We start from the raw sequence: 25,655 nt of genomic DNA on the forward strand, positions 1-25,655 counted from the left end.
AAGCAAGCAGGCAACCCGTTATACCGCGACGAGTTGCCTGCCATGCCTTGCTCAAGAGATGCCTAGTTTGAAACAACCGCGTAAATTAATACGACTCCCAATACTAACGCAAAACCCAGCAAGGGCCACAATGCACTGGCCTGTTCATGCGTCTCAGGGTTGTTCCAGTCATCCACCGCCGTTGGCTTAGTTTGCTCCTTCGGCGTAGCTATATCTTTTTTCTTATTTTTCATTTGATTCTCCTGCGCTGCTCAATCGGCAGCTTTGATTCCTATCTGTTCGGTTAAACAAACAAGGAAAGCAGCGGAGAATCGTCTGCTACATGCACAACAAAAAACCTTCGATAGCGGTATTGAATCCAAATGCGCCAATCTAACGACAGCGCTCTTGGAGCGCGGCTAAAATCCTCTAAGCCTATCGCAAAATAAATTCGTTTCTTGATTCCTTTCAAAAAGCTATCAAAACGAAATAACCAAGCTGAGGCAGCCTCAAGTGCAGCCGAATGCGATTCCACTAAAGCAACGCCCAAGTCCAATTGGGACGACGGTCTAAGCTGTGCGCTACTATGTGTGTCGGGAGCGGACCCTTCGATGGGCGCCATGGCTGCAGCAAAGCAAAGCCATAGAGCTAGCAACCAGGAGTAAGCGACCACATTCTTCACTTAGCTAAGTTTAATGCTTCCCTGGACGCAAGCAAGCCCCCTCGTTTAACCGTCAAAGGTCAGGGCTTTAAAGGCCTCGGCAGCACAGCCACCGATTTTGGGGTCGCTTAGCTCGCCAAAAAGCCATAAGCCGAGCAACAAGGCCCCGGTCATTGCAGCAAGCAAACGGAGCACAAAACGCTTATCCCGAGGGAAAAGCTGATTTTCAGAAAACTCGTCCATTTTCGCAGTTTGCCCGATTCGCCGCGGCGATGCCATTGCTCCTTAGGGTAATTAGCGCTAGAAACCGCGGCATGACTGTGCTGAACATGCCCCAGCTTGGGGAGAGCGTTTTTGAGGGAACCATTGGCAAATGGCTAGTATCGGAAGGCGATTTTGTCGAAAAAGACCAAGCCTTGGTCGAGGTGCTTACCGACAAGGCCGATAGCGAGCTTCCTGCCCCTGCTTCAGGCGTCGTTGTGAAAATCAACGCCCAGGAAGGCGATACCGTTGCCGTGGGCGATGCGCTCTGCGAAATCGACGAAAACGCCAAAGGAAACGGTGCAAAGCCCGCGGAAAAAGACCGCAAAGAAACACCTCCTCCTCCATCCAAAGAGCAAAGCAGCTCGGCTTCCTCGGCTCAGGCCAAAGCGAAAACCACTAGCTCGAGCATCAGCGATGGGCCAGTGAGCGCGTCACCAGCGGTGCGCAAAGCAGCACGTGAAGAAGGTATTGATCTAAGTTCGGTCCAAAACAAGGACGCAGCCGAGCGAGCCAAAGCCCTCAGCGGTCAAGGCGCAGGCAGCGGTGGTTTATACATACCCGAATTCAAACTACCGCCGTACATTGAGCGCCCTGGCGATGAGATTATCAAGTTCTCACGCCGCAGACGCATCATTGCCGATCACATGCTTTATTCCAAGCATGTCGCTCCGCAAGTTGTCACTTTTGCCGAAGTCGACATGCACGCCACCACGAAACTGCGCACGGAACACAAAGGCAAGCTGAAAAGCGAGGGCATTAACTTAACCTTCCTAGCTTTCGTAACAGCAGCGACCGCACGCGCCCTCAGCGAAAACCGCGCGCTCAACTCGCGTGTCTTAGACGATGCCTATGTCATACTGCGTGATATCAATCTCGGCATTGCCGTGGATACGCCCGAGGGCCTTGTCGTGCCGGTGATCAAAAACGCCGACACCCTTTCCATTCGCGGTCTAGCCAAGGCGATTGATGAACTGGCCGAGAAAAGCCGCGATGGCAAACTCGCACCGGATGACTTAGCAGGGAAAACCTTCACTATTTCTAACCCTGGCCGCAAAGGCAACCTGGTCGGCGGCGCCATCATCTCTCAGCCCAACGTCGGCATCTTGCGCATCGGTGAAATCAAAAAGCGTGTGGTCGTCGTCGAAAAAGACGGAGAAGACTTCATGGCCATCCATCCTGTAATGCAAATGGCCCTCACCTACGATCACCGGGTGGTCGACGGCGTCGCCGCCAACGGCTTCTTACACCGCATCCACGAAATCCTCGAGCAAGCAGACTTCGAGCTTTAGAAAAAGCCACGAATTCAAAGGTGTTGTGCACGTCCTTTGAATTCGCAAGCCTGACTACCGATTAGGGAATCGCAGGCTCGTGCTGCAATACCACAAAGTCACCATCACTCGCTGCATCAACAAATGCATAGTTCATGCTCTCAAGGGAGCTTACGCTATACTCGATAAACGAAGCGGTCCCACCACCACCACCTGGTGTATCGCAATCCAGTTCCGTGCCAGCAGTACAACTGCTGCTTCGCAAATAAAGACTTGGCGAAAAATTACCAGTCACGTCATTGGCGTAAAGAACACCCAAACCCGTTCCGGCACTTGAACCCGGTGAAAAACGCGAAACAACTTCGGTTCCAGTACTTCCGCAACTACCCGTTTGGTTGTTATCCGCACCAGCCTGAGTATAGAGCAAACCGCCGGCGCTGATATCAATGATGCTATTATCGTTGCCACACACTGTCCCGGTGGCTGTGCGAGCGGTCACAGTAAGTTCATAGTCTCCGCTAACTGAACTGTTAAAGCCCTTGACCAGGATATACAAGGTTCGTGTGGTTTCGGGCGATATCGGCCCAAAAGCCCGAAGGAAAATCCTCGAATCGGAGTAGCCTGTTTGACCGTACACGATATCATCGTGACACACGCCAAAGTCACCAGCAGCAGTGCTGCATATTGGATCATCAAGAATTGCAAGCGCGATGTCCAAGTCCGGATCCGTCACGCCTTGAGCGTGAATTTCCAGATCAGCCGTGCCTGTAACGTGCAAAACATAAATAACATCGGCGCCATTTCCATCCTCAGTGCAATTAAGACCAAGATAACTGTTCGTCAACTGACCGTACTCGTTACCGTAAGCCGAATTTAGATCCCCCTGGTGCGTGAAGCTGCCGCTTTGGAGCACGACGGGAATCGGATTGCTGCAATCATGTCCTTCGCAAACCAGGCCGCTTGTTGTGGTCTCATCGTTGCTGCCATCGCAGTTGTTATCGAGGCCATCACAAATGTCTTTGGCTTCTGGGTTGATGAGCGCACCATCGTTGGCGGGGTTATCTTCGCAGTCATCGGCAAGTGGATCGAGTCCTGAGCAGTCGGTGCTGCCGGCGGTTTCGATGTAATGACCATCGCCATCTTCGTCGCGCAAAGTATAGATGCATTCGGTGCCTGTGTCGTTACAGTAGCCCGCAGTATTGCAGTCATAGCAGCTGTTGCCGGGGCAGTTCGGAGGCGTTGAGCAATCCAAATCACAATCGGGCACGCAGCCATCGCCACCGGATGCTGGTACGCAGATAAAGCCTGCATCACACAAATTATTATTGGCAGTGTTTTGGCACTGGCCATCCACACAAACATCATCGGTGCATGCGATGCCATCGTCGCAATCGGTATCGCAGGTCCCGGTGCCTGTATCGCCAGTATCGGCGCCCGCATCGAGGTGATCATCAAAGCGACTCCCATCCGCATCAATAATCGCACTGCAGCCCATCAACAACACCAAAGCTAATAAGATATAATATCGCATACTAAAAACTCCCCTTAAGTACGAAGCCTGCTTCCCTCGGACTGACGTAAGGCGCAGCGGCTAGCTTTGCTTGCTCTTCGCTGGAAGGCGCGCTGTCCTCTTTTTCGCCGCTCCCGGAAAAGAGCAAAAAGGTGGTCACTCCTGCGCCAATCAAGGTTCCGACAAGCAAAACGTCGGAGACCGTTGCAAAAGTATTGGCCCGATCAGCTGCATCACGCCCATCGGCGGCTGCTTGCTCGCGCTCTCGATTACTAAGACTGGTGTCACGCGATTGCAAAAGCTTGTCTTCAAATTCATTGTCAGCGCTCACTGCGACAAGTCCGGTAACAATCGTGCCGGCCAAAAGAGCAAGGGTTACGCCTCCTGAAATGAGCACTGGGGTCGTAAGCTCTAAACTGCCGGAACTTCCTTCCGACTCGTCGGTCCGCAAAGCATCTTCGCTGCCATCAAGATCGGTCTCTGCAGAGCCCTGCTGCAAGGCCACGACAACATCGGTGCTCTGTCCGCCCTGCACAGCTATCTCACGACGCTCTGGGGTGTATCCCTCAGCACCCACCTCCAGCACGTAGTTACCTTCTTTTAGCTGAACGCCACCACTTGAAGAAGGCACCACCGCTTGTCCGTCCACTTTAACCATGGCACCAGGCGGCGATAACCGGAGCATCAAGGTCCCGATGCTCTTGCGAATATTTTTTATGGTGGCTTGAAGTTTTTTACGATCGCGAGCAGAAGCGTCACTGCCTGCTTAATAGAGATAGGCTTCGTAGTTTTCGACTGCCTTAACTGGATTGCCTAACTGCTCGTAGCAACTGGCGATATTCAGCCGCACCGCATGATGAGGCTTGAGATTGTAAGCTTCTTGAAATGAAATTAAAGCACGGTCGTAGTTCCGAGCCTCAAACTGCCTGACGCCTTCTTTAAAGGCTGCTCTGGCCTGCGCCTGGACGTCGCTTTGAGCTTCCGCGCTCGCGCCTAAACCGCTCCATAAAGCCAATGAAAGCACGCCAATTGAAAAGCTAAGTGAACGCAAGCAATTAACCATAAGACAGCTCCTTTAAACCTAGCACGTTTGAGAGGTATGCAAGTTTATTTGTCAGGAAACTAGCACCAATCGAGCAAAAAATCCCAAAAACAAGTCCATGTCACCGGTGTTGCTACACCTGGCTTTCTTGATGCATGTTATGCTGCGAGCAATGCAAACAGGCAATATCCTACTTTTCCCTACATCATGACTTACACCGTTCTAGCGCGCAAGTACCGTCCACAGAGTTTCGAGGACTTGATAGGCCAGGAGCACGTCTCTCGTACCCTGAGCAACGCCCTTTCAAGCGATCGGGTGGCTCATGCCTTTTTGTTCACTGGCGTGCGCGGGGTCGGTAAGACCTCAACGGCACGCATCCTAGCCAAAGCCTTGAACTGCGAAAAAGGCCCCAGCCCTCAGCCTTGTGGCCAGTGTGACCCCTGCAAGGAAATCACTACCGGCCATGACATGGATGTGATTGAGATTGACGGCGCCTCAAACAACAGTGTCGAAGACATTCGGCGCCTGCAGGAGACCTTGCCTTTTGCACCTGCTCGCGATCGCTTCAAAGTTCTTATCGTCGATGAAGTCCATATGCTTTCCACGAGTGCATTTAACGCCTTGCTCAAAACGCTGGAAGAGCCGCCCGACCATGTGAAGTTTATTTTGGCTACAACTGAAAGCCACAAGGTCCCAATCACTATCCGGTCGCGCTGTCAGCGCTACGACTACAAACTGATCTCGATGAGCGCAATGGCCAAGCGCCTTCATGAGATTTTTACACTGGAAAAAATTGCAGCCGACGAAGAAACGGTCTCTTTGGTTGCGCGTGAAGCTGCAGGCTCCATGCGGGACGCTTTAACCTTGCTCGATCAAGTTGTCGCGTTTGGCGGCACAACGCTTAAACATGACGACATCGCCCGGATGTTGGGAGTAGCCGATCGCAGTGCCGTATTTGATATTGTCGAATCACTGTTAACCCGACAAAGCTCAACCTTACTTGAAAGCGTCCATCAATGCTTGGAACAAGGGCTTGATCTGCGTCATCTGCTGCAACAGATGTTGAACTTGATGAGAGATTTGGTTGTCCTGAAAACAATGGGCAAACAAAGCTCGTTGGCAGACTTCACTGAAACAGAAGCGCAGCACGCAGAAGAATTTCTTGCGACAATCAGCAGCGATGAGCTTCAACGCAGCTACAGCATGCTCTCAAAGCTGTGTGATGAACTTGCCCATTCCTTTTCACTTCAGATGGACTTTGAGATGGGCCTTTTGCGCATCGCAAGCAGCCCTGCCCTTATCGACCTTGGCAAATTACTTAGCCTTGAGAAAGGAAGCTCCGGTCCGCCCTTGGCTGTGCCAAAGCAAAGTTCTCATCAGCCACCGAATCCAGCGCCTAGAGCGATCTCAACCCAGGGCAGCAAAACAAGCCCTAAGTCCCAGGACGCAAAAAGCACTGCCGCTGCTGCGGCCACAGCCTCGGTATCCACAGCAAGTCCTGAGTCTCAGCTAGCGCACACCACACCAGCCGTAGCCTCGGCGCCCGCCGAAAACGTGGATCTGCTCTGGCAGAGAGTCGTACAACAATTGCAGCACAGCCGACCCGCGTTGGCTGCTATTCTGGAATACGGAATACCCATCGAGCTCAATTCCACCGTCATGGTGATTGATTTTGAAAAGCACCCGTTTTATGCCAAGCAAGCCCAGAGTCGCGAAGCACTCGATGCATTAGCCAAAGCCTTCGCCTCGGTGCTCAATCAGCCCGACTTTAACCCCAAACATATCAAAATCACCGAAGGTGGCGGGAGCCATGGACAAAAGCTCCCTCTCATAAAAGAAAAGGCTATCAAGCTCGCTCAGGAACAAACGGCCACAAAAAAACGTGCCTTAGAGCACCCCATCGTGCGCGAAGCCATGGAAGTTTTCCCCGAAAACGCAGAAAAAATTGATGTCGTCACAGACGTCGATTAGATTGTGACGACGTGTCTGATTTTCCATCGAGCTCTGATTTAGATCCCATAGGCAGCCTCATCAAGCTGCTCAATCGTTTGCCAGGTGTGGGTGAACGCAGCGCAACACGTCTTGCTTTTTTCCTCTTGTCACAAGACAGAAACTACGCCCAAGCCCTAGCCCATCGATTAGCTGAACTTCATGACCGCGTTCACAAGTGCATCGAATGCAACAACTACGGGAGTGAATCGCGTTGTAGTATTTGCAACGATGAGCGTCGCGACAAGACCATACTCTGCGTCGTAGCCAACGTACAAGATCTTATCGCAGTCGAACGCACAGCATCGTATCGAGGCATCTACCATGTGCTTCACAAGCTTCTCTCACCGCTCGACGGCGTGCATCCAGATGATTTGCATGTTGAGCAGCTAAAGCGGCGCATCGAAACACTGCAAATAAAAGAGATTATCGTAGCCACCCCACTTAGCGTAGAAGGCGAAGCAACCGCTCTGTTCTTGGCGCAGACTCTTCGGGGAAGTGGATGCCATGTCTCGCGCATCGCAAGCGGCCTTCCCCATGGTGGTGAACTCGAATTTACGGATCAGATTACATTGAATCATGCTTTCGAAGGACGAAAAGCACTGTGATGTCTTTTGTCAAAGGAGCCACGATTGGATCACGGTAACAAAAAGAAGTGGCGTTCCAATCTTTCTTTAGCCCATTGGTTTTCTCAGGAAAGCCGCATCCAGCACTCTGAATTACTCATCGCAATTTTCGTCGTACTGATCGTTGCGATGATGATTGTACCACTACCAACGCACGCCCTTGACTTACTCATCGTTACCAATCTGGCTTTTGCAATTGTACTACTGCTTGCCGCAACACAGGCCTCTGAAGCCTTAGCTCTCGCGTCTTTTCCGACCATTCTTTTGCTAAGCACGCTCTATCGACTGGGTCTTAACATTTCATCCACCCGGCTAATTTTACTCCAAGCGGATGCCGGCCAGGTCATTCAAAGTTTTGGAAGCTTTGTTGTGCGCGGAAACTACGTGGTCGGTGCTATCGTTTTTTTGATTTTGACCATTGTTCAATATCTCGTGATTGCCAAGGGTGCTGAGCGCGTGGCCGAGGTCGGAGCTCGTTTTGTGCTCGACTCGATGCCTGGAAAGCAAATGGCGATTGACTCCGATATGCGGGCACACGCCATTGACTTTCGACAAGCGTCATCGCGCCGCAAAACTTTGGAGCGTGAAAATCAATTTTATGGCGCGATGGACGGCGCCATGAAGTTCGTCAAAGGCGATGCGATTGCAGGGATTATCATTACCTTGATCAACATCCTTGGAGGCGTCACGGTTGGCATCACACAGATGAACTTTAGCGCCACTGAAAGCCTTCAGGTTTTCGGCTTGCTCACTATCGGTGACGGCCTTGTCTCGCAGATACCTTCCCTTCTCATTTCAACGGCCGCAGCATTGATTGTCACCCGTGTTGCTTCCGAAGAACATCGCTCAGGACTGGCTGCAGAGATCGTACGACAACTTGCCACAACGCCTCGTGTCTTCTGGATCACCGCGTTTTTGTTTGCTTTGTTTGCGTTAATCCCCGGTCTACCTTGGCTTCCCTTTTTGTTTTTTGCTTTGGTGCTGAGTGGCATCGCTTGGCTTATCCAGAGCAGTACCACAGGCGAACTATCGCGTAGCGCAGGATCAGTAGAGACTCCGGTGTATTGGCAGAGGGGAAGCGAAAGCAGTCCTATTCAAGTCGTGGTTGAGGCAAACTTGGCTGCACGGTGGCGCGCAACCAAGCTTGATGAATCACTACGCCTGGAATGCTCAACGCTTCATTCCGATCTTTGTAAACGCTTTGCTTTTGATTTGCCGCCCATTGCTCTCAAATCCGAATCATCCACACAGGCCGATCTTGTGAAGATCAAGATTGGTGGCACCAGTGTAAAGAGTTTCGTCGCCGAGCCCAACGACATACAGAGTCTTTGCCGACTTTTGAATATTTTATTGCAGCGCTATGCACATGAATGGCTCAGTCCTCGAGAAGTACAAGACACTCTATCAAGTATTCGCAACGACAATCCATCACTCATCCACGAAGTCGTGCCGGAAAAAATCAACCAAGGCATGCTTACTCGCGTATGCCAAGCGTTGATGCAAGAAGGAATTGGATTACAGAGCACAGAGACCGTGCTTAAAGCTTTGGTAGGTCGGGACACAAAAACTTTGGTTTTTGGACTACCTGGCTTTGTCGCGCCGCGCGCTAGCCCGAGAACTGTGCGCATTGATTACCGACCAAGATACCATGCTCGCACTATCGCTTGATCCTGTGATCAGTGACGCCCTACGAGATGGTCTTGCCAAAGAACAAGACAATGGGGCCAGTGCACTCGAACCAAGCCAGCGAAAAGACATTATTCTAGCACTGCAACGCGCCATCGAGCAGCTGCCGGATTCACACACAGCAGTTATTCTCTGCCCTGCCGATGTCCGCCGAGCTTGTTGGATTCTAGCAAATACAAAGCAACTCGACATTCTGGTATTGGCATACGACGAAATTCCGCCCGAGATCCAAATATCCCACGCGGGGATGGTTCGCTTGTCTGCTTAGAGCATGGCCCGTCACGATAACTCCAATTGAGGCGACCCGCGTAGGGTAAATAGTCCGCAGTCTTGGGATCCATGCTTGCATTGCGTATCGTTGTCCAAGACGCATGGGTGTTGCTTGGTTCTCCCTTGGTTGATTTGATTGGACTTTATCCACCGTGAACGACACGATCTTTTTGATCGTTACATGGGCATGCTTCTTGCTTTGCTAATCCAACAAGATAAACCTTTGAAAGTCCATGTCATGAAAAAAACTACCCTTCCTACCCAAGTGATTGCGTCGGTGCTTTTGCCCTTAGCGGCCTTTTGGGGTCCGGGCCTTACAGCATGTTCCTTGAGCCCATCGAGCGACCTTGACGGAAGCGTCGATCTCAGCACGGCGCTGCCGGGCTTTACGGCGTATCCGATCGGAAGACCGGGCCAGAGCTGCGGCATGGAGGTTCTCGATAGGCTGGCTGTATCCCAGCAAAAAACGATTCCCGAGTACAGTATCGATGAGTGCGAGCAATACACGGGTACGGCTTTCCATGTTTGCAATACCTCGCGTATAGACGGCACGGACTACCACACCGGCTTTCACACTTATTGGGCGATGCAGGGCAAAGTCGATACCTTTGGTCTTCCCACGAGCACACCCTACTTAAAGGCGGGCTTGGTCGTTCAGGAGTTTGAAAAGGTTTGGCTAAGCTACGATCCAAGTGAGCAGAGCATCAACAAAATTGATTGGAATTGTTTGACTGACAACAACGGGGCCTTTTCTTCCGATGCATCTGTAGAATTACCAAGTCTTGATGCGATGCTTGGCGGCTCGGTATTTTTGATGGCTACCATGTCTACTCCGGCCGGACAGGGTGCAATCCTGGCGTGCCTTTCGAGCGGACTGTGCATCGCGGGCGTTGCGATAGTAGCTGTCGTGACGATTGGAGCTATTAATTATTTTCGCATCGAACCCCGAGTCGGTGGATCAAGCGCTCTGACTTACACGGTCCCGGGCGTTGAAGGAGCCATTGTAGACGGCCCAGATGGATTGGTTGTGGGCGGAACCGGCGGCGCGCTGGATGGGCTAGAGCTTCCTGATGATCCCGAAGCGGCTGCCGAAGCTATTGCCAGAGCAATTGAAAAGATTGCAAAAGAGCAAGGTGCGGAGGTTGCGGCCCAAGCGCTTCGGGCCTTGCTCCAGAAGTTGCTTCAAGAAGCGTTGCGTTTGAATAAAGAAGCACTCGAGTCGGGTATGGGCCCGGACGGTCAGAGTTCAGCATTGCTGGCCCTACAACAGCTGATGTCGAACATCGCCCGTGCATTATCATCGAGTCTTATCGAGCTCCCGAACGAAGCTAAATGCGCTATCGCAGCAGTATTGCTTGAATTGAATGATTTATTTTTGATCGAGCTGGAAAACATGCTCATGAGATTTGTTGCACAAGATCAATTTGGTATCGACTCAACACGCCTTTCAATAGCGCAGTTAATTGATGCGCTTTTGACAGCGATGAACTGGGAAGTGCCACTAGGATATGACAAAAATTTTGATGAGTTTATGGGTGCCTTGGAAACACATAACTCAAGTTACGCGGGAAACTTGTTCCCCTGGCAGTATTACGGGATGACTCTGGTCAACCTACAGGGAGCGGCTCAGCTTATGAAATTAAATACCGATTGCACGTAAGCGCCGTGATGTTTCGAGTCTTTGGCTCAGGATTGAGTAAACTTAATTGCCCGGTAAATGGTGACGAATCATTTTCAAGGGTGGGCCATACACTTCTTAACCTGAGCTAATATGTGAAACGTCGATATTCGTTTTCGCCAACGCTAGAGCCAATCCGATTATCCTTGTGACGACCTAGAAACAAAGCATTCTAAACCAATACCTGAAACCTACTCGTCGCAGGGTGAAAAAGGTTTTCTGATACACCAGATCTCGCCTTCGCAGCAGCGAGATTGATCCATGCCTTTGGATCAGGGCACTAGGGAATATCTCTAGTGTTCGTTTAAGAAAACCCTGAGCCATTAGGCTTGTTCTTTGCTCGGCTACCTGCGTTGCCATTCCTTGAATTATCAAGAGATAGTCCTGCGTCATCGCGCCTTGGCATTAGAGCAAAGCCCGGCGCCTCGGTGGCTCAGGACTTTTTTAAACGAACACTAGTACACGATACGAAACAGCTGTTGCCCCATGAGCATCAGTTCACCGCTTTGGACACTTACCGGCACACCACTTGGAATGCGCACGTAGGTGCCGTTGGAACTTCCAACGTCAGTAAGCATTATCTTTCCACCTTCTTCGTGTAACCGGCAGTGCAGTCCGGACACGTAACCATCGTCTGGAAAGACAACATCGCCACGTTCCCGGCCGAGATGAAGACCTGCCCGTGGAATAGGAAAGGCATCTGAAATCGTATCGCGGCCAACAACCGTGAGAATTCGCCCAACCATCTCATCCGAAGGACTTCCCATGATTTGAGCATCACTAGAAGCTGCGGCTGTTGCATCTCGCTTTTCAACACGAATGATTTCTTGTCCAATGCGAAACATAGCGCCATGGCCCAGTTCGATTGGACTATTGGGCGTAATTCGCAAAAACACACCATTGAGACTCGATTCGTCTGTGACGGTCACGTCACTGCCACCACGGGTAAAGGTTGCGTGCATCGGCGAAAGATAAGAATCGTTTCCGAAAATTGATCCTGTTTTGCGGCCGACTGTGGCTGTATCGGAGTCGAGTACAAAAGATTCACCGTCGGAGCCATCAGGCCGGATTAACACTAACGATGCCTCGGATGCGGATGAGACCACTGGCATCGATCGAAGCGAAGCCTCGGCAATCGGATGCCCACAGCCACCGCAGAAGCGAAAGCCCGCCGGAACATTGGCACTGCACCCTGGACACACCACAGGCGTGGCAGTCACACCAGGACGATCGGTCCCTGCGCGAGCTGGACTCACCGAAGCTTGGGGAGGGATGCCAGACGCAGCCGCAGGACTAAAACCAGAAGGTGGAGTAGGAACCTTAAAATCCTTTTGAACGCTACCCTCTTGCTTTGGAAGCTCTGCACCGCATCCTAGACAAAACTTATAATGCTCTTGATTTTCTTTGTTACATCGTTTGCAAATAACCACTTAGAGCCTCCTCGGATGGCGTTTAAGACGTAAGCTCCACACGCAACAGTTGATGACCAATAAAAACGTAATCTCCGTGCCGTAGCTCTTGCTTATCGCGCAGACGAATGTAGGTGCCGTTTTTAGAACTGTTGTCAACCAAAGAAAACTTACCATCGGATACCATTTGTACGATGGCATGGTTTCCTGACATAAAAATATCTTCTGCAAAATTAAGATCGTTATCTTCTCGACCAATGCGTACTTGATTGCCTCGCGCACAATAGACGATGCCTTCCAATCCACCTTCGAGAATTTGCACAACCCGGAATGCACTCGGTCGTTTCGGCGAGACGTAGAAATACGTCATGTCGGAGTCGGGGCCAGCTTGATCGCTTGGTATATGATCAATACGGAAAACTTGCTCGCCGCAAAGAAAATAATCTCCTGTCGTTACAGGCACCGGTTCGCGAACGCGGAGATATACACCATTGATGCTGCCCTCATCACGTACCCAAAGTTTGCCTTGATCATAGAAAAAAGTTGCATGGGTAGGTGAGACCCAGTTGTCATTCGGAAAAAGGATCTGACCGTTGACGCTTCCGACACCGTGTGTATCGGAACTTAAGCCATAGCTAACACCCTCAATACCTTCCTGACCACGAACAACAAGTAACCGTGCTTTACCAGGAACCTGCATGGCACCAAAATAATCCGTTTGCATCTGCTGAACCGGTACCGGAACTTCCGCTCCACAGTTTCCACAAAACTTATGCCCCGATGGCACTGGGGTCGAGCACCGAGGACATACATAATGACGCGCCTGCTCCATCCTTCCCTCCTGATCTAACACACCACGACCTTGCTGTATTTCCTGCTGTGATGAATCACCTGATATAGGATTAATATCCAGGGCGGATCCGCATTGAGGACAGCTTGCTTTGTCCATTGCACTGTATGTGTCACATTGTCCACATACGACACCGATTTCGTGTTCCAGCATTCGATCTCAAGTAAAAATTGTTTCAATTGTAGGCGCAAACCACGACAAGCGTCAACGAAAAGGCAATTTGGACCCTCTGCTCAACCGCTTTAAATAGAAAAAACCGCCCATATACAGGGCGGTTTTTCTTTGACATTCCTAATAAGACGCTCGCACGGCTAGTTGCCGGCTAGACATTTTAGAAAGGAGAAGTCAACGGACCCAAACCGGGAGGCATAACTACCGGTGCGGCCTTCTTTTTAGAGGCCTTTTTTTTTGAGCCGCGTTTTTAGAACCACTCTTTTTGGTTGCACGCTTCTTGGTGCTGCGCTTTTTAGTTGCGCGCTTTTTGGTTGCGCGCTTTTTGGTTGCACTCTTTTTGGTTGCACGCTTCTTGGTGCTGCGCTTTTTAGTTGCACGCTTCTTGGTTGCGCGCTTTTTGGTTGCACTCTTTTTGGTGCTGCGCTTTTTAGTTGCACGCTTTTTGGTTGCGCGCTTTTTGGTTGCACTCTTTTTGGTGCTGCGCTTCTTTGTGGTTTTCCTAGCTTTAGACTTCTTTGCAGTTGTCTTCTTCTTGCGAGCCGTCGTCTTTCGTCCGCTTGCCTTTTTCTTGGTCTTTTTCTTCGTCGCCATGCGGACTCTCCTCCGAGCCGGGGGTTTTTTTTCGTTATCTCCAGACCCCAACCCGACCGAGCCTAGAGACTACATATAAAGCAGCGTATTGTAATGCCACTTTTTGTGTCAAGTTCAAAACACCGTTAATTTATATATAACTTATCGATATTTTACCAATGACTGGCATGAAATTCTTGCAACACATTGTTAATAAACAGCTTTTTTATATGGTCATACATGTATGTGAAACCGTTGAGAAAGTTAGGCCAAAGCAGGCTTTTTAGATCACTAATGGTTGACACAGCTCCATTCTCCAGCCTATCAAGCAAAAAGATACCACTTGCGTTGGCAGGATAGGGGCGACTTCTAAGCTTTGCTTACGATCGGGAGCAAAACCATTGATGCTATATATAGAAGCCCTTTTTTAGCTACCGCAGGATAAAAACACCCTGGCTCTAGACCGAGCCAGTCCCACGAAAAGGGGGAGATATGAAGCGCGCTTTTACAAAGAACACCCGTCTAAGTACGACTTTTACAGGCGTTGTTGTTCTTTTAGCCTTAATTGGCTGCGGTTATTCCGAAGAAGAAATGCAAGCCAAGCAAGCTCGAATCAATGATTTAGAAACACAACTCAAAGATTCTCAATCACGCAGCGAAGATCTCGAAGCCCGGTTGAATGACGTTGCGGCCAAAAACGCAACCATGGCAAGCCGGTTGAAAGAACTTGGAGAAAACGTCGAGCAGTTGGAACAGGAGCGAGGCAGCCTCAAAAGCACTGTGGAAAAGCTCAGCGAACGAGAAAAACAGGCCCAGGCGCGGCTAGCAACATTTCGCAACATGCTTGAGCGTTTCAAGTCCATGATTGCATCCGGTGCGTTGCGCGTGCGTATCGTACGCAATCGCATGGTCGTCGAGTTGCCAGAAGGGATCTTGTTTGACTCCGGCAAAGCGGTGTTGAAGAAGGACGGCGAAGCGACTTTAGCGAAAGTCGCAGAGGTTCTTAAGACCATCAACGACCGTGAATTCCAAATCACCGGTCACACAGACAACGTGCCGATTCGTTCTGCTCGTTTTCCGTCTAACTGGGAACTGTCAACCGCTCGTGCAGTAAACGTCCTCAAGTTTCTGGTTAACAGTGGTATGGACAGACAAATGTTATCTGCAGCTGGTTACGCCTTTACGCAACCAGTCGCGCCTAATGATAGCAAAGAATCGAGAGCAAAGAATCGACGTATTGAGATCGTTTTGATGCCACAACTCAATGAGCTTCCCGATCTCTCCAGCCTGGAAGGTTTAGAGAAGTAATTCTCTTGGTCCATCACATCGCAAAGAACTCTTTTTGCTTCTGAGCTCAGAAATGACTGAATCCAGGTCATCTGAGTTCGGAAGACGGGTTCTTTCGGCAAAGACGGGCCGTCGGGCACACTCGAACTCCATTCCTACATGAAAAAGAAACAGTCATGTCAAATCACAATACTCTCGCCATCAATGTGGGCATTGGCGAAACCCGCGTAGCGCTCATCGAAGAAGGTTTCCTTGCTGAGCTTTATGTTGAAAGACAAAGTGAGCGTAGCCCGGTAGGCAATGTATACTTAGGCAAAGTCACCCGGGTCTTACCTGGTATGCAAGCCGCATTCATCGATGTGGGCCTTGATCGTGCAGCTTTTTTGCACGTTGAAGATTTAATCCCAGAAGGCAGCCTGGAAAAGCTTGAATCCGGCGAATCCCCCGCAAGTGAAGAAAATGGTGATGCGACGGAAGAAGGCAGCTCATCGAAACGCAAGCTCCAACGGCTAACTCGCAAAACACCCATTCGAGAGGTGCTGAGCGAAGGGCAAGAAATAGTCGTTCAGGTATCGAAAGCCCCAATCAGCACAAAAGGCGCCCGGGTAACGAGTCACGTTTCTCTTCCGGGCCGCTATGTTGTCTATCTTCCCACAGTCGACCACATCGGCGTTTCCAAACGAATTGGCAACGATGAAGAACGCAAACGTCTTCGCGAATCGATTGAAGCCCTCAAGCCTCCAGTTGGAGGCCTCATTGTACGAACAGTCGGTGCGGGGCTTACCAAAAAACGTCTCAAGGCGGACGTCGGCTATCTTGTCAAAACCTGGGAAAGTGTCGTTGAGGCTAAAAGCAAATCCAAACGCGCTCCCGCTCTGCTCTACAGCGATCTTGATATCGTACTGCGTGCGGCACGTGATCTGTTCACCGAAGAGGTTGGAAAACTTATCGTTGATAGCCCAGAGGCCCACAAGCGATTGCTTGAGTTCATGCAGGCGTTCATGCCCGAACGCATGGGTGATGTCGAAGTCTACAAAGATAAAGAGCCCATCTTTGATGCCTACGGTATCGAAGATGAGATCAGTCGCGCGCTGTCCCGTAAGGTGCAACTTCCTTCTGGAGGTTATTTGATCATCGACCAAGCGGAGGCGCTTACTGCTATCGATGTCAATACAGGTCGCTTTACAGGAAAAGGCCGTGACGTTGAAGAAACCATTCTTCAAACCAATTTAGAGGCCGCAAAAGAGATCGCTTATCAACTGCGATTTCGCAATATTGGCGGACTTATTGTACTCGATTTCATCGACATGGAGCGCAAATCACATCGAGACAAAGTCAACCGAGCGCTTTCCAAGTTTCTGAAACGCGACCGATCTAAAACCACGACTATCCGTATCAGTGAGCTCGGATTGGTGGAAATGACCCGAAAGCGCACGCGCGAATCACTCGGACGTACCCTTCATGAAGCTTGTTTTTATTGCGACGGAACTGGCCATTTGCTCTCAAAAACATCAATTTGTCATGAAATTGTTCGTCAAATCGGCCGAGAAAAAGACGGGATCCCTGGCTATAAGATTGTGATTCACGCACACCCTGCCATCTGCGATCGCCTTGCTCGCGAAGAAAAGTCAGCGATTGAGTTTGTCTCGAAAAAGCATTCGAGGCAGATTGAAACAAAAGCGCATACAGATTATCACCTGGAACAGTTTCATCTATCAGGAAGTTAAAGAAGATGACGCATCAGTCCACAAAACCTGGCCCTAGGCAGTCTGCACGACTAACTATCAACAAAGAGTTCAGCTCTTTGGATTCGTTTGTCCAAGAGTACATTACTAATATTTCCAAACACGGTGTGTTTATTCGCTCTGATAATCCACCCCCCGTTGGAACTGAAGTAAATCTAAACTTTACGGTGATGGTCGATGGCTTGGAAAATATAGAAGGGATCGGCCAAGTCGTACGTGTGCAAAACGACCCTCCAGGCGTTGGCGTGGTGTTCACAAAACTAAGCAGCTACTCTTCGGAGCTGATTGAACGGCTATTGACCACTCACCAATAAGCGCGGTGCTCACTGCGCAACGATATAGCCACCGCTAATCAGCCGAGCCAAGGACTGATAGGTATGCAAGTCATCATGCGCGCTGTGATTCAGCACTTCTTCAGTGGTTTGGTGATTAATCACCAGCTGAAGCATATCTAGTTCCTCAGGAGCAAGGTTTTTAAGCGGTGTCAGCATCGGCCGAACAAGCGCAAGCGTTGCATTCGGGCTAGGGATATCTCCCTCAATGCGCTTGATCTCATCAAGTTGGCGCATGCCCTCCATGAGAAGAGCTTCGGTAGACTGTTCCATACGCGTTGGAAACTCACCTTGGTGGGCAGCCTCAAGTTCAAACATGCCTTGCGTCCAAGTGAGCAAGCGATAAAAACATTTTAGAGGAGAGGTTTCAAAGTTGTCGTTGATCGACGTAAACACAATCTGACCGTTATCGAGATAGATTTTTCCCACATTGTTGCCAGCTCGGACTGCTAATACACCGCTTTTTTTCGAAGTCGAAAACAGCTGCAGCAAGTCAGGCAAAGGAATCTCTTCAATCGACCCTGACATCGTGCGCACAGGCGCTGTGGCACGCACGTCATTAATGCTTTGTTTGAGGGGTGCCTTCGAACTATCAATTTCAGAGACTTCTCCCAAGTCGACCAACTTAATAATGCTGGTACCAATAAGGATACGGTCTCCTTCTGAAAGTTTGGATTTCTTTACTTTCTCGCCGTTAACAAAGGTTCCATTGGTTGAACCAAGATCCTGAATGTAGACATCCTCGCCATCAACGGTAAGCTTGGCGTGACGTCTAGAAACCATGTCTTCGACAAGCACCATATCAAGCTCGCTCGATCGCCCCATCACAACCTCACGATCATGAGGAAGCAACATTTCACCTCCCTGATACTTACCGGAGATAAAACGAAGGGCATAATTTTTACTTGGCGTTTTTGCCATGGTCAATCGGTTACTCGTATAGCGAACTATCTGTTTTTGCTCTTATTTACTAAGGTTAGAAGCCCGCAGGGGTTGGGGTCAAGAGTGTGACAAGCAGAAGAGGGTGTAAGTATTGTGTCCGATGGCCCTTAGCGGAGATTTTGGCGTTGCAACGGCATAAAATGATTTGGTGTTTTTTGGCTATCCTACTGGGATCGGCCTTATTGGTCGCCCTTCCGGGCGGTGCCGAAGCGCAAGTGCGAGATCCCCACCTACAATGGAAGACAATTCGCACAAAACATTTCGAAATTAACTACTATGAACCTCTAGGCCTGATTGCTCGCCGGGCCGCCGTGGTCGCCGAGCGTGCGCATCAGATCTTAGCGCCCCTCATTGCTCACCGACCTCACGAACGAACGCGTATCGTGCTCACGGATGAAACAGACAGCGCAAATGGATCGGCAACGGCTCTTCCTTACAACACGATTCGGATTTTTGCGACTGCACCTGAGGACATCTCACCTTTGGGAGACTACGATGATTGGCTGAGTGAGCTCATTATTCACGAGTACACGCATATTCTTCACCTTGATCAAATCGGCGGGATACCAAAAATCATTAACACTGTTTTTGGGAAGATTGTTTCTCCAAACAACGCACAGCCAAGGTGGTTTATTGAAGGACTCGCCGTCAATGAAGAAAGCCTTCATACCTCGGGCGGGCGGTTGCGCAGCACGATGTTTGACATGTACCTACGCATGAACGCACGTCAAGCTCCTCTGTGGGATTTGGACCAACTTTCTCATATTGCAGATCGCTGGCCTCACGGCACAAGCTGGTATCTCTATGGTGCATATTTCGTTAATTTTATCTACGAGCACTTCGGACGCAAAGCACTTCAAGAGATCACTTCGTACTACGGTCGACAAGCCATTCCCTACGGGATCAACAGGGCAGTTAAACGAGCAACTGGACACAACTTCGAAGAACTCTACGCCTTATTTCTCGATCACTTGCGCAAAGTGCATCAAAACAAGTTGAATGATCTTAAGTCTCAAGGACTGGTTGAAGGAAGGCGTCTTACTTTCCAAGGGGAAGACACAAATTCCCCCCGGTTTTTAGATAACAACGAGCTCATTTACCACGAGAGCAACAACACCATGCGAGGACATCTTCGCCACATTTCGCTCAGCAACGCGACCGAAGGCGATGTTCTTGCACGAGTCATTGGCACAACCTACCTAAGCATTCATCCCGACAAAAATCAGATTGTATATACCGCTACCGACAACTACCGGGACATTTATCGTTTGTATGACCTCTTTATTTACGATCGCAAGAACGACGAAAGCACTCGCATAAGTCATGGTTTGCGCGCCCGCGACCCCGATCTATCAAGCGATGGCAATCGTCTTGCGTTTACTATCAACGGCCTCGGAACAACTCACTTGGGCGTTGCCAAGATTAATGATTTTACAGGCAGCAAGAAAATCCTCATCCGTAGCAAGCCGTCGGAGTTAATCTACACACCCAAATGGTCGCCCGACGGAAAGCAAATCGCCTACAGCCAATGGAGTCGCGGAGGCTATCGCGATATCTGGACCATCGATGTCGCCACAAAACACAGAACACGCATCACCCATGACCGGGCTGTCGATAGCGGTCCATGCTGGTCGCCCGATGGCAGCCAATTGTATTTTTCATCAGATAGAAGCGGTATTGCGAATATCTATGCTTATCGTGTTGCCGATAGAAGTCTGTGGCAAGTCACCAATGTTATCGGTGGAGCGTATCAGCCCACCGTATCACCCAACGGAAAAGAGCTTGTTTATGTCGGGTATACAAGCTTTGGTTTTGACCTCTTTCACCTGAGCATGCACAAGCCTTTTCGGCCAGCTTTACCCTATGTCAACGAACGGCCACCACCGATTGACGATAGCGACATTCTCTTTTCCTTTAGCGAACCTTATTCGCCTTTTCCTACCTTGCTTCCGCAAGCCTATACCTTGGATTTACAACCCGATGGCTTTGGGCAGCAGCTTGGTATCAATGTTCACGGCGAAGATGTCGCTCAATGGCACGCCTACGATGCTCGGGTAGGCGTCAGCCTTCAAAACGCTCAAAGCTCCGTTGATTTTCGCTATGCGTATCAACGCAGTCCAACACGTTTTAATCTCGGACTGTATCGTTTTGCAAACCCTGGTGGCGGTCTTGAAGTAGCAGGAGAACGTCAGTCCTGGATCGAAAGCCGCAGCGGAGCTGATTTCACACTAGCCTACGTGTTTCCACGCACCTTCCATAGCGAAAGTATCAGTTTAACTCAGACCTTTGCTTATATTGATAACGCCGAGCCTTTTGAAGGTAAACTCGATCCCAATACACCGCACCCTGTTTTCCCTCGTTTAGGACTGCTCGCACGTACCAGCGCAGGCTGGAGTTATTCAAACGTCGAGCGCTACATCTACAATATCAGCGCATCCCGTGGTCATAGCATTGGATTTAACGTCTCCGTATCTTCGCCCGCCTTAGGAAGCCAATACGAAGCAGTAAGTTTAACCTGGCGTGCCTCGAAATTCATTACCATGCCCTGGCTCAAGCAGCATGTACTGGCATTGCGTTACGGCGGTGGCATTAGCACCGGTGATATTGCTGGCCGCAGTGTATTTGGCGTGGGAGGCTTCCCTTCCCAAGCGGTCCTGAACGCTGTGATCGACGGAACAAGTTTGGGCGGCGTTGTATTGCGCGGCTACAAACCCTTTGCACGTGTTGGCACGCAGTTTCATTTATTACAAAACGAATACCGCTTTCTTATCTACCGCACCCAACAAGGCTTATCGACCCTTCCCATCTACGCCAACCGCGTTTACGCCTCTGTTTACGCTGACCTTGGCAACGCCTTTCTAGGTAGCATTGACTTTAGGAATTTTCTTCTCGGCGTCGGAGGCGAAGTCTTACTTGATTTCACCCTTGGCTACTATCTGCATTTTACCCTACGAGCAGGTCTTGCCCAAGGCATGCTTGGGCCTATTCAAACCCAACCCTATCTAAACTTGGGCTTTCCCTTCTAGTTGGTATTTTTTACAATCCCATAACAGTGGTTCGTGCGAGTAAAGCATGCGCAATCAAGACAGCCTAAACTGTCTACTTCCGCTTGGATACTTCAAGTTACAAGTGGTTCACAAATGGCTCATATGTTATGCGTGCATATGCAAATCAGAGCCTGGCTTCGGAAAACCGCTATCAGCATGGCAGCGCTGTTTGCGTTTTTTCTTTGCCTAGTATTGATGGCATTGGTTTTTCTGAAAAGCTCCACCGGGCAAGATCTCGTGTGCTCAAAGCTTCAAGCCTTTGCCAACGAAAGCCTTTCCGGAAAAGTCTCCATTGCAAAATGCTCTTTTGATGGCCTTGACACCCTTAAAGTCCAAAATCTTTCACTGCAAACCAAAGATGGCTACCGAGCTCTGGAGCTGGAGGCACTGACGCTGAATGTCGATATAGCCGCCCTTCTGTTCGGCAAAATCCGCCTAGACGAAGTCCTTGTCGAACAACCTAAGCTTGGGCTCAAAAAGAAAAAAGGTGAATATGAGATTCAACGTGCTTTAGAAGCTCGAAGCTCTACGCCTAAAGAGGACAACGCTCCCGGTCCTGAAATACGTATTACCACTCTTACTCTCCGGCATGGCTATGTTTTTGATGCCCCTCAAGACTTTGAACTTGTGAATATTAACTTGCAACTTTCTTTGTCGCTCACAGATGGATTGCATGTCGGGATTGCAAATCTTGCACTTGGCGTCACAAAGCAAAAAGAGATCTTCCTGGAAGGAATACAACTGGAGGGGAATGTTCATCTCAACGACAATAAAAAATCCACCATCCAAATGCGAGTTATCCAGGGATCCAGTCGGTTGCAGCTTGCAGGTAATTTTTTATGGAAAAAAGACCTTCCGACTGCAATCGACGCTACGCTTGAAGCTTCTGTTATCCCACGCGATCTGCACCACTTCGATAGTGGGAAACTAAGCAACATTTTGAAAAGCAATCTTCGCCTGATAGCCGACATAGACGGCAGTCCTAAAAACCTGAGCCTTCATGCACGCTTATTAAGTCGCGGCGGGGAGATCAGCACAACCGCGCATTTGATAGAAAAACAGCTTTCCTTTCAATTCGAAACAGCGAGTCTCGATCTGAAAAAAATTGTTCAAGGAAGTGATGCGACAATCGCACTGACTATGTCTGGCAATTATACTCTACCCGATGCATCTAAAAAGCCATCCCGTCTCAATCTAAAAGTAAAAAAAGCACGCTATAAGAAATGGAACTTACCGCGCGCTGAAGCAGAGCTGTTATTGAATGACTCTGCGATTCGAATAAGAAACTTTCACTTGCCTGAGTTTGAACAAGGCAGTGACTATTTTCATGCCAGTGCTGTCTTTAGGAAAAATGGCCTCTTCGAGGCAAAGCTGCAAACGCGAATTGAGAACACACAAAGCGACAGCGCGCTAAGGAAGAAATGGCCCGGACTGGATGCTTCCCTTGAAGCCAACCTAAGCGCAAGCATGTCCGAAAAAAAACAACTTGAAGCCTCCGGTGAAATAGCAATCGATCACTTAGTCTTCGAAAAGACCAAGCTCAAGGAGCTACATGCCCAAGGTAAGCTCAAATTCGGGCTCAAGCGTGGCCGCGTCAAGCAGATCGACATCAAGGCTTCTCTTGGCGAAGCACACATTGCACAAGGAAAACTAAAACGACTTAACTTAGACATTAATACGAATAAGCCTGGGAATTATGAAGTTCGCGCAAGTGGGACCTTGGGTAAAGAAGGAAGGAAAGTACCTCTCAATGCTTCTCTGAGCGCTCAGATCAACCAAGACGAATCAATCACCGCTAACGGAAACATTAATATCGATGGGCTCGTGGATGGACCCCTGGTAATACGACTCGACAACACCCGTTGGCATCCTCAAGGAAAATTTCAAGCAGACGAGATACAAGTGAGAGCTGCTGGAATCCAAGCAAGTCTTCGAGGTTACTATAGCTTACGAAGTGAGTCTGAGCTTTCTATCGACATTGACGAACTTAACCTTCAAACGCTGGCGAGTATCGCGAAGCTTGAAACAGCAATCTCCGGGACGCTGAGATCCTCACTCCGATTTTCAGGAAGGATCCAAAGTCCTCGAATCGAAGGATCAGTGCGCCTGCATGATGTTTCGATCGCCGCTTCTCCACCTTTCAATATAGAAACCCAACTCCTTCACGATGAGCTCAATTCATTGATCACAGTCCAAGCTTCTGCGCGACCTACTTTCGAAAAACTAGTCAAACATACAGACTACCAACATGTTCTTCGCAGACCATGGCAGATCCAGATACAAAGCCCCTGGAGAGACCTACGCAAAACACCTTTGCAAACAACAGAGGATATACGCTCACGAATCCAAGCAAATTTTGAAGGAGGCGAGCAAAGTCCAGCGCATGGCATCATCGATGCAGAGTTCAACTGGGATGATGCTAGTGGTACAGAAGAACGGTGCTTAGAGCAGGCCAGGGCAGCCTTGGCGATAAACGTTCAGTTGAAAGACAATAAAACAGAGATCAATTTACAAAGCAAAATACAGAATCAAACTTTTTTAAGTGCCCAGGCAAAGATCAAAAGCGATGTGGATCGATGGTTGCAGCATGGCCTGCCCGAACGATTGCCTAAAGCGGACATTACAGCAAAGATCACCGCCTTAAACCTCGGTCAAATCCCCTTCATTTGCCACCATCTCAAAGGCTCTTTGAATGGCCATCTTGACGGACGCGATGTACTTGGCACACATCCCGAAATTCAAGCTCAACTATCAAGCACAGATCTGCATCTGGAAGACTCAAATTTCCTTGATCTGAAACTAAAACTTCACCTCAATGCGAAAAAGCTTTCTTCAGAATTTTCGCTAAGCCAAGAACGAAATAGTATACTCAATGCAGAAATCAATGGACCTCTTGCCGGAACACTTGGCAAAGCTAATCTACGCTTAGGATCGGGCGCAGTCCAAGCAAAACTGGCATTGCATAAGTTTCCGGTGGCGCTTGTTTCTGCAGTTGCAACATCCATCGAAGCCGGGAAAGGAACAGTGAGTGGAAACTTGCTGGCTTCAAGGGCACACAATACCGCTGTGGATCTTCGAGGGGAGCTATCTTTCGATCGAGTCAGCTTGGTATGGTTGGACCCTTACTTTCGACTCAGCGACGTGGGCGGACGGATTAGTGTTAATCCGAAAGCAATTCGCATACACGATTTGCGCACCTCATCACAAAACGGTCGCTTGCTCCTCAACGCGCAACTCGATCACAAGCAATGGCATCCCACCACCTTCAACGCTGAGCTTAGGACAGATAAATTTCCTGTACGACGAGAAGGCATCATGCTTGCCACCATCACCAGCAAAATAAAAGCAGAAGGTAATCTAAAATCTTCGCCTGTTGTTGTGAATGTTGTTCCAGAAAAACTCGATATTTTTTTGTCCGAGCGCTTGGGACAGAAGGTACAAGATCTTCCTCAGCACAAGCAGGTGGTTTACGAAAATCAAAAAGGATTTCAATCGTCAACCGCACCGATCATGCAAGTAAAGGAGAGTGAAGAAACATCGATTTACCACGGAAAAAGTGTGGTTATCAACGTCAGGACCTCGACTCCTTTTTGGGTACGACGAAACGATCTCGCAGTTCAACTTCTAGCTAATATTAAGCTCAATCAACAAAATGGCACCACACTACTGAAAGGCCCTATTGAGGTCCGGCGTGGTTTTATCGCCTTGCTTGGCAAAACTTTTGATTTTAATTCGGGAGAAATCGTTTTTGCGGGTGCATCGCCAATCAATCCAAAGCTGGACCTCAAAGCGGTGTACCGCATACCTTCAGGCACGAAAATCACCGTCCACATTGGTGGATACCTCGATACACCACAGCTTCGCTTCACAAGTGACGATCCGAATGTCACCACAGAATCTCAGGCTATTGCCCAACTGGTGGGCACACAACGCTCAAGTTCTGAGCAGGCTCAATCCGCTGGCGCTCAAGCACAATCTGCTTTAGGAGGTATGGTCGCTGGGTTAATTGGCACACTTGCTCGAGAAGAGTTTGGGCAAAGCTTTCCGATCATTTCTCTGGATTCAGGAGGAAATGCTGAAAGCACACGTTTGAGAATTGGTTACCAAGCTGACAACCTGCTTCCCAAAGCCTGGCAAAACGTGATTCGAGGAATATACGTTGAAGGCTCAGTCTCAGGTGGGGAGCGCGAACAGAGCGCTCGAGCGGGTTTTTTGCTCGAACTTTTCTTTCCTTATGACCTACTTAGCAGCGCAACTTACACGCAACCTGACAACTGGTCCTTGGATTTACTATGGGAGCCATGATCTTGAGACAAGGTCTTTTTT

General features: G+C 49.5%; 19 protein-coding genes and 1 pseudogene. 12 read left to right on the plus strand and 8 right to left on the minus strand.

Going from position 1 to position 25,655, the window contains the following annotated elements; translation table 11 throughout:
* Positions 1–62: 62 nt before the first annotated feature.
* Entirely contained in the window at positions 63–233 is a 171-nt protein-coding gene (locus IPJ88_18465; protein QQR90096.1) for a hypothetical protein, read from the minus strand.
* 473 nt (positions 234–706) lie between these two features.
* A complete protein-coding gene (locus tag IPJ88_18470; GenBank protein ID QQR90097.1) occupies positions 707–883 on the minus strand; it encodes a hypothetical protein in 177 nt (58 codons plus the stop codon).
* 71 nt (positions 884–954) lie between these two features.
* Between IPJ88_18470 and IPJ88_18475 the strand changes: the two genes are divergently transcribed.
* Positions 955–2,193: a 2-oxo acid dehydrogenase subunit E2 gene (locus IPJ88_18475; protein QQR90098.1), complete on the plus strand. Its 1,239-nt coding sequence runs from the start codon at positions 955–957 to the stop codon at positions 2,191–2,193.
* 61 nt (positions 2,194–2,254) lie between these two features.
* Here the strand turns inward: IPJ88_18475 and IPJ88_18480 are convergent, their stop codons facing one another.
* From IPJ88_18480 to IPJ88_18490, 3 genes are all read right to left on the minus strand, one after another.
* Positions 2,255–3,703, minus strand: coding sequence for a putative metal-binding motif-containing protein (locus IPJ88_18480; protein QQR90099.1), 1,449 nt, complete (start codon positions 3,701–3,703; stop codon positions 2,255–2,257).
* 1 nt (position 3,704) lies between these two features.
* Entirely contained in the window at positions 3,705–4,340 is a 636-nt protein-coding gene (locus IPJ88_18485; GenBank protein ID QQR90100.1) for a PEGA domain-containing protein, read from the minus strand.
* Between the two features lie 108 nt (positions 4,341–4,448).
* Positions 4,449–4,745, minus strand: coding sequence for a hypothetical protein (locus tag IPJ88_18490; GenBank protein ID QQR90101.1), 297 nt, complete (start codon positions 4,743–4,745; stop codon positions 4,449–4,451).
* 186 nt (positions 4,746–4,931) lie between these two features.
* Between IPJ88_18490 and dnaX the strand changes: the two genes are divergently transcribed.
* The 5 genes from dnaX to IPJ88_18515 all read left to right on the plus strand — a co-directional run bounded on the left by dnaX (position 4,932) and on the right by IPJ88_18515 (position 10,955).
* Positions 4,932–6,695: a DNA polymerase III subunit gamma/tau gene (gene dnaX / locus IPJ88_18495; protein QQR90102.1), complete on the plus strand. Its 1,764-nt coding sequence runs from the start codon at positions 4,932–4,934 to the stop codon at positions 6,693–6,695.
* Positions 6,696–6,706: 11 nt separating this feature from the next.
* Positions 6,707–7,321 (plus strand): recombination protein RecR, encoded by a 615-nt coding sequence (recR, locus tag IPJ88_18500; GenBank protein QQR90103.1) that lies wholly within the window; start codon positions 6,707–6,709, stop codon positions 7,319–7,321.
* A 24-nt stretch (positions 7,322–7,345) separates the two neighbouring features.
* Complete coding sequence (locus IPJ88_18505; protein ID QQR90104.1) at positions 7,346–9,007, plus strand: FHIPEP family type III secretion protein; 1,662 nt, start codon at positions 7,346–7,348, stop codon at positions 9,005–9,007.
* On the plus strand, positions 8,967–9,293 hold the full coding sequence (locus tag IPJ88_18510) for an FHIPEP family type III secretion protein (GenBank protein QQR90105.1): 327 nt from the start codon (positions 8,967–8,969) through the stop codon (positions 9,291–9,293). The genes IPJ88_18505 and IPJ88_18510 overlap by 41 nt, the downstream gene beginning before the upstream one ends.
* 240 nt (positions 9,294–9,533) lie before the next feature.
* The gene (locus IPJ88_18515; protein ID QQR90106.1) at positions 9,534–10,955 is read left to right on the plus strand and encodes a hypothetical protein; all 1,422 of its coding nucleotides are present in this window, start codon (positions 9,534–9,536) and stop codon (positions 10,953–10,955) included.
* Between the two features lie 473 nt (positions 10,956–11,428).
* On the opposite strand, the gene IPJ88_18520 is transcribed toward IPJ88_18515, so the two are convergent.
* Together IPJ88_18520 and IPJ88_18525 are read right to left on the minus strand one after the other, a co-directional pair.
* Entirely contained in the window at positions 11,429–12,403 is a 975-nt protein-coding gene (locus tag IPJ88_18520; GenBank protein ID QQR90107.1) for an FHA domain-containing protein, read from the minus strand.
* A gap of 22 nt (positions 12,404–12,425) precedes the next feature.
* Positions 12,426–13,385, minus strand: a complete 960-nt coding sequence (locus tag IPJ88_18525) for an FHA domain-containing protein (GenBank protein ID QQR90108.1) — start codon at positions 13,383–13,385, stop codon at positions 12,426–12,428.
* A gap of 250 nt (positions 13,386–13,635) precedes the next feature.
* Here IPJ88_18525 and IPJ88_18530 point away from each other — a divergent pair.
* The 4 genes and pseudogenes from IPJ88_18530 to IPJ88_18545 all read left to right on the plus strand — a co-directional run bounded on the left by IPJ88_18530 (position 13,636) and on the right by IPJ88_18545 (position 17,322).
* Positions 13,636–13,950: pseudogene (locus tag IPJ88_18530) on the plus strand (hypothetical protein).
* Positions 13,951–14,468: 518 nt separating this feature from the next.
* A complete protein-coding gene (locus IPJ88_18535; protein ID QQR90109.1) occupies positions 14,469–15,284 on the plus strand; it encodes an OmpA family protein in 816 nt (271 codons plus the stop codon).
* A 155-nt stretch (positions 15,285–15,439) separates the two neighbouring features.
* A complete protein-coding gene (locus tag IPJ88_18540) occupies positions 15,440–16,990 on the plus strand; it encodes an Rne/Rng family ribonuclease (GenBank protein ID QQR90110.1) in 1,551 nt (516 codons plus the stop codon).
* 5 nt (positions 16,991–16,995) lie between these two features.
* Positions 16,996–17,322, plus strand: coding sequence for a PilZ domain-containing protein (locus IPJ88_18545; GenBank protein QQR90111.1), 327 nt, complete (start codon positions 16,996–16,998; stop codon positions 17,320–17,322).
* 9 nt (positions 17,323–17,331) lie between these two features.
* Here the strand turns inward: IPJ88_18545 and IPJ88_18550 are convergent, their stop codons facing one another.
* Entirely contained in the window at positions 17,332–18,261 is a 930-nt protein-coding gene (locus tag IPJ88_18550; GenBank protein QQR90112.1) for a DUF4388 domain-containing protein, read from the minus strand.
* Positions 18,262–18,422: 161 nt separating this feature from the next.
* Between IPJ88_18550 and IPJ88_18555 the strand changes: the two genes are divergently transcribed.
* The gene (locus tag IPJ88_18555) at positions 18,423–21,308 is read left to right on the plus strand and encodes a PD40 domain-containing protein (protein QQR90113.1); all 2,886 of its coding nucleotides are present in this window, start codon (positions 18,423–18,425) and stop codon (positions 21,306–21,308) included.
* Positions 21,309–21,422: 114 nt separating this feature from the next.
* On the plus strand, positions 21,423–25,634 hold the full coding sequence (locus IPJ88_18560) for a translocation/assembly module TamB domain-containing protein (GenBank protein QQR90114.1): 4,212 nt from the start codon (positions 21,423–21,425) through the stop codon (positions 25,632–25,634).
* Positions 25,635–25,655 lie beyond the last annotated feature (21 nt).

The sequence above is a fragment of the Myxococcales bacterium genome (genome assembly GCA_016699535.1).
In the GTDB taxonomy this organism is placed as follows: Bacteria; Myxococcota_A; Polyangia; order Polyangiales.

Coding starts and splice junctions, on each gene's coding strand:
- IPJ88_18465 (QQR90096.1), bottom strand. CDS start 233: ATGAAAAATAAGAAAAAAGATATAGCTACGCCGAAGGAGCAAACTAAG.
- IPJ88_18470 (QQR90097.1), bottom strand. CDS start 883: ATGGACGAGTTTTCTGAAAATCAGCTTTTCCCTCGGGATAAGCGTTTT.
- IPJ88_18475 (QQR90098.1), top strand. CDS start 955: ATGACTGTGCTGAACATGCCCCAGCTTGGGGAGAGCGTTTTTGAGGGA.
- IPJ88_18480 (QQR90099.1), bottom strand. CDS start 3,703: ATGCGATATTATATCTTATTAGCTTTGGTGTTGTTGATGGGCTGCAGT.
- IPJ88_18485 (QQR90100.1), bottom strand. CDS start 4,340: ATGGTTAAAGTGGACGGACAAGCGGTGGTGCCTTCTTCAAGTGGTGGC.
- IPJ88_18490 (QQR90101.1), bottom strand. CDS start 4,745: ATGGTTAATTGCTTGCGTTCACTTAGCTTTTCAATTGGCGTGCTTTCA.
- dnaX (QQR90102.1), top strand. CDS start 4,932: ATGACTTACACCGTTCTAGCGCGCAAGTACCGTCCACAGAGTTTCGAG.
- IPJ88_18515 (QQR90106.1), top strand. CDS start 9,534: ATGAAAAAAACTACCCTTCCTACCCAAGTGATTGCGTCGGTGCTTTTG.
- IPJ88_18525 (QQR90108.1), bottom strand. CDS start 13,385: ATGCTGGAACACGAAATCGGTGTCGTATGTGGACAATGTGACACATAC.
- IPJ88_18535 (QQR90109.1), top strand. CDS start 14,469: ATGAAGCGCGCTTTTACAAAGAACACCCGTCTAAGTACGACTTTTACA.
- IPJ88_18540 (QQR90110.1), top strand. CDS start 15,440: ATGTCAAATCACAATACTCTCGCCATCAATGTGGGCATTGGCGAAACC.
- IPJ88_18545 (QQR90111.1), top strand. CDS start 16,996: ATGACGCATCAGTCCACAAAACCTGGCCCTAGGCAGTCTGCACGACTA.
- IPJ88_18550 (QQR90112.1), bottom strand. CDS start 18,261: ATGGCAAAAACGCCAAGTAAAAATTATGCCCTTCGTTTTATCTCCGGT.
- IPJ88_18555 (QQR90113.1), top strand. CDS start 18,423: ATGATTTGGTGTTTTTTGGCTATCCTACTGGGATCGGCCTTATTGGTC.
- IPJ88_18560 (QQR90114.1), top strand. CDS start 21,423: ATGGCTCATATGTTATGCGTGCATATGCAAATCAGAGCCTGGCTTCGG.